We start from the raw sequence: 10,229 nt of genomic DNA on the forward strand, positions 1-10,229 counted from the left end.
GGCACTGGCCGCCGGCCGGGGTCAGGCGGAGGCCTGGTTCAGGCGGTCCACCTCGTCCTGGGTGAGCCGCAGCTCCGCCACGCCCAGCAGCGCCGGGAGCTGTTCCACCGTGCGGGCCGAGGCGATGGGGGCCGTGACCGTCGGCTGGGCGGCCAGCCAGGCGAGGGCGACCGTGGCGACGGGGGCGTCGTGGGCGCCGGCGATCTCGTCCAGGGCCGTGAGCACCCGCTGACCGCGCTCGGAGTCCAGATGCTTGGCGGCCGAGCCGGCGCGGGCGCTGTCGACCGTCGTGCCGGGGCGGTACTTGCCGGTCAGGAAGCCGGAGGCGAGGGCGAAGTACGGGACCGCCGCGAGGCCCTCACGGGCGGCGAGGTCCTGCAGCGGACCCTCGTAGGTGTCGCGGGAGACCAGGTTGTAGTGGGGCTGGAGGGCCACGTACCGGGCCAGGCCCTCGCGGTCGGAGAAGTCGAGGGAGGCCCGCAGCCGCTCGGGGCTGATGTTGGAGGCGGCGATCTGCCGGACCTTGCCCGCCTTCACCAGCTCGTCCAGGGCCCCGACGATCTCCTCCACCGGCACCTCGGGCTTGTCGAAGTGCGTGTAGTAGAGGTCGATGTAGTCGGTGTCCAGGCGGCGCAGGGAGGCGTCGGCGGCGGCCTTGATGTTGGCCGCGGTGAGGCCCTGGTACTCCGGGTGCTGGCTGACCTTGGTCGCGACGACGACGTCGGAGCGGTTGCCGCGGGCCTTGAGCCACTTGCCGATGATCGTCTCCGACTCGCCGCCCTCGTTGCCCTCGATCCACGCCGAGTAGGAGTCGGCGGTGTCGACGAAGTTGCCGCCGGCCCCCGTGTAGGCGTCGAGGACGGCGAAGGAGGTCTCCTCGTCGGCGGTCCAGCCGAAGACGTTGCCGCCGAGGGCGAGCGGGAAGACCTCGAGGTCGGAGGAGCCGAGTTTGCGCAGAGAAGCAGTCATGTCCGGTTACAACGATCACCCCGGTACCGCCCATTCCGGGACCGTGCGAACGGTGTGTGAACACGGCCGCAGCCCTGACGCCGGGGCGTCAGGGCTGCCGGATCGAGATGCCGGGGGCCGGGGTCAGGAGGCCCGGGCCGGGCTCAGGGGTTGAGGCCCTTGCCGTGCAGCCACGCCATCGGGTCGATGCCGGTGGCCGCGCCGCCGGGGTGGACCTCCAGGTGCAGGTGCGGGCCGGTGACGTTGCCGGTGGCGCCGACACGTCCGATGACGTCGCCGGTGCTGACCTTCTGGCCGGCGGAGACGCTGATCGAGGACTGGTGGCAGAACCAGAGCTCGGTGCCGTCGTCGAGGGTGAGGACGGTGCGGTAGCCGTAGGCGCCGGCCCAGCCCGCCTCGGTGACGGTGCCGCTGTGGATGGCCTTGATCAGCGTGCCGGTGGGCGCGGCGAAGTCGAGGCCGGTGTGGTAGCCGGAGGACCACATCGAACCGGCCTGGCCGAAGGTCGAGGTGATCGTGTACGAGGACGTCGGCAGCGTGTACTGCTTGGCCAGCTCGGCCAGCCGCTCCGCCTCGGCCTTCTTCGCGGCGGCGGCCTCGGCCTCCTTCTTGGCCTCGGCGGCCTTGGCCTCGGCCTCGGCCTTGGCCTCCTTCTGCGCCTTGGCGGCCGCGTCGGCGGCCTTCTGCCCGGCGGCGGCGGCCGCTGCCGCGGTGGCCGTGGAGTCGGCCTTGCTCTGCTGCTGCTCGGCCTGCGTCATGATCCGGTTGCGCAGGGTCTCCCCCGCGTCGGAGGCGTCCTGCTCACTGTCGGCGGCGGTGGTGCCGACCGAGCTGAGTGAGGCCGTGGTGGCCTTGGACGCCTCGGAGTGGTCGTCGTCGAACAGGGAGCCGACGGAGGGCAGGTCGGGCATCGAGATGGACACCGGCGGCTTGCCGGTGTGGGCACTGGCCATGCCGCCCGCGCCGACTGCCGCTATGACGCCGACGCCGAGGACGGTGGAGCTGCGGGCGAGCCCGCCGCGCTGCTTGGCGACGCGGTGCCGGCCGCGTACGGGACGGATGGACTCCTCGGTGGGGTTCCATTCCTCCCAGGGACCCTCTTCGGCGCTGTAGCCGCCGTAGCCGAATGTTTCGGTGTCACGCTGGCTGGGCACGTAGGGGGCTTCGGGGGCAGGCCGGTTGGACGCCACGCGGGCGTACTCCTTTCCTTCCTCCGCCTACCGGGTTAGCTGACGGGTTCGGAGCAGGAAGGTCTCCTACGCGCGTATACGTACCGAGAACCCGATCGGTTCACGGTGGCATCCGCGTGATTCACCCCAAGGTGGTGGTTCCCCGGTTCCCTTGCGGGATTCGGCGCGTGCGCACGGAGCCGCCTCTTGTGACGGCTGGGACGACCGCGCTGCGTTATCGAACGTTAATAGACCCACCTGTGAGATTCCAAGCCGTTCGGCTTGATCATTAATGTTCCCGAGGGTGGACGTACGCCGCACGGCCGTGAAAAAGGGGCGAGTTGACCCGCATTCAGGAGTCACGGAGTTTTTGATGGTGACTCAGCAGTGAAGCGGAGGGCTGCCGTCCGATCACTGTTGGTCACATCCGCCCCGGGCCGGCGTACGGCCAGCAGCGCCATGTCGTCCGCCATGCCGCCCCCGGAGTGCCGCCTGACCTCCGCGGCGAGCCGGATGAGCAGAGTGGGCGGGTCGGGGAAGCGGCGCCCGGCGAGCCGGCGCACCGGATCGTAGAACCGGCCGTGGGCGTCACGGGCCTCGGTGAGGCCGTCGGTGTACAGCAGCAGGGTGGAACCGGCCGGGAAGCGGTACTCGGCCGCGCGGTCGGGCCACCGGCCGAGGTCGCCCATGCCGAGCGGCAGCGCGGGGTCGTCAGCGGTCAGGGCGCGCAGCGTGCCGTCGGCGTGCAGCAGCAGGGGCGGCGGATGACCGCGGTTGACGACCCGCACCACCCCTTCCCCGTGGGGCAGTTCGGCGAGGACGACGGTGGTGAAGCCCTCCAGTGCGTCGACCCCGCGCCGGGTGCCCTCGCGGGCCAGCGCCCGCTCCAGCCGCCCGGCGACCGCCTCCAGCGTGGCCTCGTGCTCGGCGGCCTCCCGGAACGCCCCGATCACCACGGCGACGGCGGCGACCGCGCCCATCCCCTTGCCGCGCACGTCCCCGACGACCAGCCGTACGCCGTGCGGGCCGTCCTGCACCGCGTACAGGTCGCCGCCGATGAACGCGCCCTCCTGCGCCGCCTCGTACCGGGCCGCGATGTCGAGGCCGGCGATGCGGGGAGCGGGCTCGGGCAGCACGGCCCGCTGGGCGGCCTCGGCGATCTCCCGGACGGAGGCGAGCCGCCGGTCGCCGAGGCGTACGACCCGGTTGATGACGACGGCCAGCAGGGCGACCGTGGCCACGGTGACGATCTGGGTGACGGTGTTGACGTCCAGGCCCGGGCCGAAGTGGGCGTGCACCACATAGGTGGCGGCCAGGGCGGCCAGCCCGGTGAGGAGCGTGGTGCGCAGCGAGGCCAGGGGCGCGGCGACCAGCGGAGCGGCGGTGAAGAAGGGCACGGCGGTGAAGTCGCGCGGGGTGAGCAGGTCGTACAGCAGCCCGCCCGCGATGAGCAGGAGGGAGAGGGCGTGGGGCAGGGTGCGCGCGACGCGGCGGCGGCCCCGTTCCGGCGGCAGGGGCACGGGGCCGGGGCCCGGGTCCGGGACGGGTCCGCCGGGGAACCTGTCGCCCGCCCTGGGGTACGGGCTCTCCTCCACCTCACCAGGGCGCACTGCTGGTCTCCCGTGTCCTCGACGTACGACCAGCGTGGCGGGGGCGCGGGAGGCGGGCGACTGCTGTGGCCCGAGCGGATGACCTGCTGTGACGTACGCCACTCGCCTTGTGGGCGCGGCTCCCTCGGTATCCGGCGGGAGCCGGGCGGGAAACACTCAGGGCCGGAATCCATGTACTGGATTCCGGCCCTGAGTCTTCAGTAGCGGGGACAGGATTTGAACCTGCGACCTCTGGGTTATGAGCCCAGCGAGCTACCGAGCTGCTCCACCCCGCGTCGTTGTGTCTCAAGCATACGCCATCCGCGGAGTGCTCGGCACACACGTTTCCGCGCGGTGCCGCTCAGGGCAGCAGATGGGCGTTCGGCGCCTTGGCGGGGCCCTCGTACTCGGGGAGCAGGATGACGTCCACACCGGCGGCCGCCAGCACCCCGCTGCCGTCGGCGCCGGGGACGAAGGTGTCCGGCTCCCGCCAGGCCGTGACCACCCGGCGCACGCCCGCGCGCATGATCAGCTCGGCACAGGGTGCGGGGCGGGAGGCGCGGCGCGAGCAGGGCTCCAGGCTGCTGTAGACGGTGGCACCGGGCAGCCGGGGGTCGGCCGGGTCCAGCTTCGCCAGGGCCGCCTCCTCGGCGTGCACCACGGGGTCGCCGCCCTCGCGCGAGTGGCCGCGGGCCAGCTCGGTGCCGTCGGCGGCCACCACGACCGCGCCGACGCTGAACGCGGTGCGGGAGGGCGGGCACAGGGCGGCCAGCTCGCAGGCGGTGGCCAGCCAGCGCCGGTCGGCGGCGGCCGGCGCGGGGCCGGTGCCGGGGGCGGTGGGTTCGTAGCGCATGAGGACGACGTCCTCGATGCGGCGGGACTCGGTGAGCCGGAGCCGGCCGCCCTGGTACGCCCCCGGGCCGAACAGGCGCGGGGCGGCCGGGTCACCGACGAAGAGCGGGGCGAGGACGAGCTGGAGTTCGTCGGCGAGACCCTGCTGGAGGAGCTGGGTGTGGACGGTTCCGCCGCCCTCGACCATCAGGCGCCGCACTCCGCGCACGTCGTGCAGGTGCTCCAGCAGGGCGCGCCAGTCGAGCTCGGGGCCGAGGGTCACCACGTCGGCGGTCGCGCCGAGGACGCGGGCGGCCCGCCCGGCGCCCCGGTCCGTGGTGTACACGAGCTTCTCGCCGCCGGTGTGCCAGAAGTGCGCGGCCGGGTCGAGGTCGCCGGAGGCGGTGACGGCGATCTTCAGGGGGTACGCGGGCCGGCCCTCGGCCACCCGGGCGGCGCGCCGCCCGGGCGAGTTGACGAGGAGCCGGGGGTTGTCGGCGCGGATGGTGCCGGCGCCGATCAGGATGGCGTCCACCGAGGCCCTCACCTCGTCGACGCGGTCGAAGTCGGCCGGGCCGGAGAGCAGCAGCCGGTCGGGGCCGGTGTCGTCCAGGTAGCCGTCGAGGGAGACGGCGGCGGACAGCAGGACGTACGGGTACGGCATCGGCGCGCTCCCTCGCGAAGACCCCGGCGGAGTCTTGGTTCAAGTTTGAAACAAACTTACACTGGCGACATGACGACCCGCTGGCTCACTCCCGAGGAGCAGCGCGCCTGGCGCGCCTACATCGCCGCCTCCCGGCTGCTGGAGGACGCCATCGACCGGCAGCTCCAGCAGGAGGCCGGCATGCCCCACCTGTTCTACTCCGTGCTGGCCAACCTCTCCGAGGCGCCCGAGCGGCGACTGCGCATGACCGACCTCGCCGAGACCCTGAAGATCACCCGCAGCAGGCTGACCTACGCGGTGACCAGGCTGGAGCGGGACGGGCTGGTGCGCCGGGAGGACTGCCGCTGGGACCGGCGCAGCAGTCTCGCGGTGCTGACGCAGGAGGGGATGGCCGTGCTGGAGCGTACGGCACCCGGACACGTCGAGACGGTCCGCACCACCTTGTTCGACCGGCTCACGCCCGAGCAGGTGGGGCAGCTGGAAGAGATCTGTGCCGGGGTGGCCCGGGTGCTGGAGGGGGAGGAGACGGGGGCCGCGGCGGAGGACGTGCCGTGGCGGCGGCGGTCGTCGCCCTGTTCGGGGCAGCCGCCCGAGCCGCCGCGCTCCTGAGCGCGGCCCGCGCCCGGCCCGGGCGCGGGCGCCGCGCGGCGCCCCTGCGAAATGCGTTGCTTTAACTTTTAAGCATGCGATAGGGTCCCGGACCTAGCCACTGCTTCAAATCTGAAGCAGGTGCCAAGGGACGGAACCCGGAGGCCCGCATGTCCGACACCCCCGCCGCCACCCCGCGCGCCCGCGTCCGGGTGCCGCTGCACTTCGACGACGGCTACCGCGTCGACGCCGAACTCGTCACCTTCCACGGCCTCGGCGACGGCCAGGAGCACGTCGCCGTCGTCCTCGGCGAGCCCGGGGCGGTCCCGCTGGTGCGACTGCACTCCGAGTGCCTGACCGGGGACGTCTTCGGCTCGGCCCGCTGCGACTGCGGGCCGCAGCTCCGCGAGGCGGTCGAACGCATCGCCGAGCGCGGGGGCGTGCTGCTCTATCTCCGCCAGGAGGGGCGCGGCATCGGCCTGTACAACAAGCTCGACGCCTACGCCCTCCAGGACCAGGGCCTCGACACCTACGAGGCCAACGCCGCGCTCGGCCTCCCGGAGGACGCCCGCGACTACACGGCCGCCGCCCAGATGCTGGGCGCGCTCGGCATCGGGGAACTCGACCTGCTCTCCAACAACCCCGACAAGGCACAGCAGTTGCGCTCGCTCGGCGTCCTCGTCCGGGACCGGGTGCCGACCGGTGTCTTCACCACGGCCCACAACGTCCGTTACCTGCGCGCCAAGGTCCTGCAGACCCAGCACACGCTGCCGCTGGTCGAGTTGGACGCCCTGCCGGAACTGAGCGCGGGCTGAGCGGGGCCCGCACTTCGCCGCGCGGGGCCGGGCTAGTGAACGGAGAGGCCGCCGTCGACGAAGACCGACTGGCCGGTGACATAGGCGGAGGCGCGGCTCGCCAGGAACACCGCGGCGCCCGCGAAGTCCTCGGCCAGGCCGTTGCGCCCCACCATCGTGCGGGCGGCGAGCGCCGCCACCCGCTCCGGGTCGGACGACAGACGCGCGTTGAGCGGCGTCATCACGAACCCCGGCACCAGGGTGTTGCAGGTGACCCCGTACGGCGACCACGCCTCGGCCTGTGACCGGGCCAGCGACTCCAGCGCGCCCTTGGACACGCCGTAGGCACCGCTCTGCACGAACGCCCGGTGCGCCTGCTGGGAGGTGACGTGGATGATCCGCCCGAAGCCGCGTTCGGCCATGCCGGGTCCGAACCGCTGTCCCAGCAGATAGGGCGCCTCCAGGTTCACCGCCATGGTGGCGTCCCAGACGTCCTCGCCCAGCTCGCCCATCGGGGGCCGCAGATTGATCCCGGCGCAGTTGACGAGGATGTCGGGCTCCCCGAACACCCCGGCCACCTCCTCGGCCGCCGCGCGCACCCCGTCGCGGGTGCCCAGATCGGCGCTCACCCGGGCCGCCCGGCAGCCGTCGGAGGCCAGCTCCTCCACCGTGGCGGCGAGTTCCGCCTCCCCGCGCGCCACCACCACCACGCTCGCCCCGGCCCGCGCCAGGGCACCGGCGACGGCCCGCCCGATGCCGGAACTGCCCCCGGTCACCACGGCGACCAGGCCGTCCAGTGAGAACAGCTCCGACAGATACGCCCGCGAACTCATCCCCGCACCCTAAGGGCTGCCCCCTGGGCGAAGTCCCCGGGACCGCCCCACCCGTCGAGCGACACCCGGGTAGCGCCGCCGAGGTACCCGGAGAGCGCGTGGCGGGTGCCGGGCACGCAGTTCTCGGGCAGCTCGTCGACGCGGGTCCAGCGGACCTCGGCGTGCTTGGCCGGTTCCCGGTTCCCGGGCTCTCCTGTCCACTCGTGGGCGGCGAAGACGACGGTGAGGTAGCCGCCCGGCGCCTCGACGCCCCGGGCTCCGTGGATGAGGTGCGCGACCTTCAGCGCCTCGGGCCGCACGGTCAGGCCGGTCTCCTCGTACAGCTCGCGCACGGCGGTGGCGGTGACCGGCTCGCCCGGTTCGCTCTTGCCCACCGGGAGGTCCCACAGGCCCCGGCCGAACTTGGCGTTCTCGCCACGCCGGAGGAGGACGACCCGGCCGGCGGTCCGGTCGTGGACGATGACGGCGGCGGCCAGCAGGGTCATGGACGCGAGGGCGGGGGGCAGGGCCCCGGGCCGGCCGTCGGTCTGCGGCTGGGTCACGGCATGTCCCTCCGGCGGGCCGCCGGGCACCGGCCCGCGGTCGCGGAGAACCCCGGGAAACGGCTCGCCCCCGGCTCGGTGTGTCGTTGAGCCGGGGGCGTCACTGCGTAGGCCCTGTGGGACTCGAACCCACAACCAATGGATTAAAAGTCCACTGCTCTGCCAATTGAGCTAAGGGCCCAGGCGATGTTGCCTGTCCGAGCATAGCCGGACGCGGCCGCGTCTCCGATCGGGTATTGCCGACCCGGCCGCGTCGGGCGGGGGAGGTGACTAGTTCTCGACCGGTTCGGCCGGCTCCGGGGCGGGGACTCGGGCCGGCCGCAGGAACCAGTGGCGGGCCGAGGCCAGCCACCAGGTCGCGGCGAAACCCAGGACGACGAGGACCGCGACCGGGGCGTAGTTGAAGGTCTTCCAGGTGACCGGGGAGACCTGGGGGAGCATGAACAGGACCGTGATGACGGCCACCCAGGTGACGGAGACCAGGCCGACCGGGACCGACCAGCGGCCCAGGTGCCACGGCCCCCGTTCGAAGGCGTCACCCTTGCGGACACGGAGGAAGGTCGGGACGACGTAGGCGATGTAGAGGCCGATCACCGCGATCGAGGTCACCGCCGCGTAGGCCGTGGAGTTGATGAGGTAGGGCAGGCCGAGGGCCAGGGCACCGAGCGCGGCCAGCCAGACCGCCGCCACGGGGGTGCGGGTGCGGGGGCTGACCGTGTGCCAGACCCGCGAGAAGGGCAGCGCGCCGTCACGGGAGAAGGCGTAGATCATGCGGCTGTTGGCGGTCACCGAGGCCATCCCGCAGAAGAGCTGAGCCCCGATCACGACCAGGAGCAAAAGCTTGCCGGCCGTGGCGCCGAGCGCGTCCAGGAGGATCTGGGCGGGGGGCGCGCCGGTCGGGGACGCCAGCTCCTTGTCGTACGACTGGATGGCGAAGGTGAAGCCGAGGAGCAGGACGAGGCCCGCGATCCACGAGGTCCAGATGGAGCGGACGATGCCCTTGGGGCCCGCCGTCGAGGCGTCGTGGGTCTCCTCCGTCATATGGGCGGAGGCGTCGTAGCCCGTGAAGGTGTACTGGGCCATGAGCAGGCCCAGCAGGACGACGTAGAAGCCGCTGCCCCAGCCCGTCTCGTTGACGAACTTCGTGAACACGAAGGACGCCGACTGGTGGTGGTCCGGGACGAGGGCCAGCGCGCCGACGATCACCGCCACGCCCAGCACGTGCCACCACACGCTGACGCCGTTCAGGAAGGCGACGATCCGGACGCCGAAGGTGTTCAGCAGCCCGTGCAGGAGCAGGATCGCCGCGAAGAGCAGGACGGTACGGCCCGGGGTCACCTCGAAGCCGAACTGGAGGTTCAGCCAGGCGCCGAGGAACGACGCCGCGCCGAAGTCGATGCCGGCGGTCACCGCCACCTGGCCCAGCACGTTGAACCAGCCGGTGAACCACGCCCAGGCCGCCGCCGAACGGGGCGGTGCCAGGCGGTGGGCCCAGAAGTACAGGCCCGCCGACGTCGGGTACGCCGAACAGATCTCGGCCATCGACAGCCCCACGAACAGGGTCATCAGACCGACCGCCACCCAGCCCCAGGTGATCACCGCGGGACCGCCGGTGACCATGCCGAACAGGTACAGGGTCAGGCAGCCGGACAGGACCGAGATGATCGTGAAGGACACGGCGTAGTTCGAGAACGCCGACATACGGCGGGCGAGGACCTGGGTGTAGCCGAGCTGGGCAAGCCGTTCCTCGTCCGACGGCCCGTCCGTGCCACTCGTCACTATCGCGTCTTCTGTCATGCCCCCAGCGATTCCCTCCCACGTGCCGTGACATGCGTCACATGGGTGTCGCCGTGAATTCCGCCCGGACCAAGCCGGGTTCACGAAGTCGAGGCGGGTTTCCGGCCGCGCACGCGGATGCCCGCGCTGCCGCGGACGGTGGACGCCCACACCGTGGTGCTCGCCGGCCTGATGCCGGCCGCGGGCTCGATCGCGGACCGCTTCGAACCGCGCCGGATCTGCCACGCGGCCCTGATCTCCTTCGGCGTCGTCTCGGCCCCCTGGGAAACCCCGCCCGCGGACCGGGCCATCACCGCCGAAGCGGAGCCGACGGTCACCGGCCGCCGTGTGACCGTCGGGCGCGCCGAAACGGCCGCGGGCCCCGGAGAATGTCCCCATCGAGATGGTGGTGAAGATCGACTGGTCGGGGACGATCTGGCCGCCCACCGAGCAGCTGCCGAACAGGGCGCCGCT

10 protein-coding genes, 2 tRNA genes and 1 riboswitch are annotated in these 10,229 nt (G+C 72.5%); of the genes, 3 read left to right on the plus strand and 9 right to left on the minus strand.

The features are described 5' to 3' along the window. Window positions 1–21 precede the first annotated feature (21 nt). From AB0924_RS37855 to AB0924_RS37875, 5 genes are all read right to left on the minus strand, one after another. A complete protein-coding gene (locus AB0924_RS37855) occupies window positions 22–969 on the minus strand; it encodes an aldo/keto reductase (protein WP_358940020.1) in 948 nt (315 codons plus the stop codon). A gap of 143 nt (window positions 970–1,112) precedes the next feature. Next, complete coding sequence (locus tag AB0924_RS37860) at window positions 1,113–2,159, minus strand: M23 family metallopeptidase (RefSeq protein ID WP_366913930.1); 1,047 nt, start codon at window positions 2,157–2,159, stop codon at window positions 1,113–1,115. Window positions 2,160–2,166: 7 nt separating this feature from the next. Next, window positions 2,167–2,335, minus strand: a riboswitch (cyclic di-AMP (ydaO/yuaA leader). 162 nt (window positions 2,336–2,497) lie between these two features. After that, window positions 2,498–3,748: a PP2C family protein-serine/threonine phosphatase gene (locus AB0924_RS37865; RefSeq protein ID WP_358940018.1), complete on the minus strand. Its 1,251-nt coding sequence runs from the start codon at window positions 3,746–3,748 to the stop codon at window positions 2,498–2,500. 201 nt (window positions 3,749–3,949) lie between these two features. After that, window positions 3,950–4,023: transfer RNA gene (locus tag AB0924_RS37870), tRNA-Met, on the minus strand. A gap of 65 nt (window positions 4,024–4,088) precedes the next feature. Further along, window positions 4,089–5,222: a dihydrofolate reductase family protein gene (locus AB0924_RS37875; RefSeq protein ID WP_366913931.1), complete on the minus strand. Its 1,134-nt coding sequence runs from the start codon at window positions 5,220–5,222 to the stop codon at window positions 4,089–4,091. Between the two features lie 69 nt (window positions 5,223–5,291). On the opposite strand from AB0924_RS37875, the gene AB0924_RS37880 reads away from it, so the two are divergent. Both AB0924_RS37880 and ribA read left to right on the plus strand, forming a co-directional pair. Further along, window positions 5,292–5,831 (plus strand): MarR family transcriptional regulator, encoded by a 540-nt coding sequence (locus AB0924_RS37880; protein WP_358940016.1) that lies wholly within the window; start codon window positions 5,292–5,294, stop codon window positions 5,829–5,831. Window positions 5,832–5,980: 149 nt separating this feature from the next. Then, entirely contained in the window at window positions 5,981–6,625 is a 645-nt protein-coding gene (gene ribA / locus AB0924_RS37885; RefSeq protein WP_358940015.1) for a GTP cyclohydrolase II, read from the plus strand. Between the two features lie 32 nt (window positions 6,626–6,657). Here the strand turns inward: ribA and AB0924_RS37890 are convergent, their stop codons facing one another. The 4 genes from AB0924_RS37890 to AB0924_RS37905 form a co-directional block, all read right to left on the minus strand. Continuing rightward, complete coding sequence (locus tag AB0924_RS37890; RefSeq protein WP_358940014.1) at window positions 6,658–7,437, minus strand: SDR family oxidoreductase; 780 nt, start codon at window positions 7,435–7,437, stop codon at window positions 6,658–6,660. Continuing rightward, window positions 7,434–7,979: an NUDIX domain-containing protein gene (locus AB0924_RS37895; RefSeq protein WP_358940012.1), complete on the minus strand. Its 546-nt coding sequence runs from the start codon at window positions 7,977–7,979 to the stop codon at window positions 7,434–7,436. The genes AB0924_RS37890 and AB0924_RS37895 overlap by 4 nt, the downstream gene beginning before the upstream one ends. Window positions 7,980–8,087: 108 nt before the next feature. After that, window positions 8,088–8,160: transfer RNA gene (locus tag AB0924_RS37900), tRNA-Lys, on the minus strand. Between the two features lie 89 nt (window positions 8,161–8,249). Beyond that, window positions 8,250–9,776, minus strand: a complete 1,527-nt coding sequence (locus AB0924_RS37905) for an amino acid permease (RefSeq protein ID WP_358940010.1) — start codon at window positions 9,774–9,776, stop codon at window positions 8,250–8,252. A 153-nt stretch (window positions 9,777–9,929) separates the two neighbouring features. Here AB0924_RS37905 and AB0924_RS37910 point away from each other — a divergent pair. Further along, on the plus strand, window positions 9,930–10,229 hold a 300-nt coding region (locus tag AB0924_RS37910), incomplete at its 3' end, for a hypothetical protein (RefSeq protein WP_366913932.1).

The sequence above is a fragment of the Streptomyces sp. NPDC047869 genome (genome assembly GCF_040704065.1).
Taxonomy (GTDB): Bacteria; Actinomycetota; Actinomycetes; order Streptomycetales; family Streptomycetaceae; genus Streptomyces.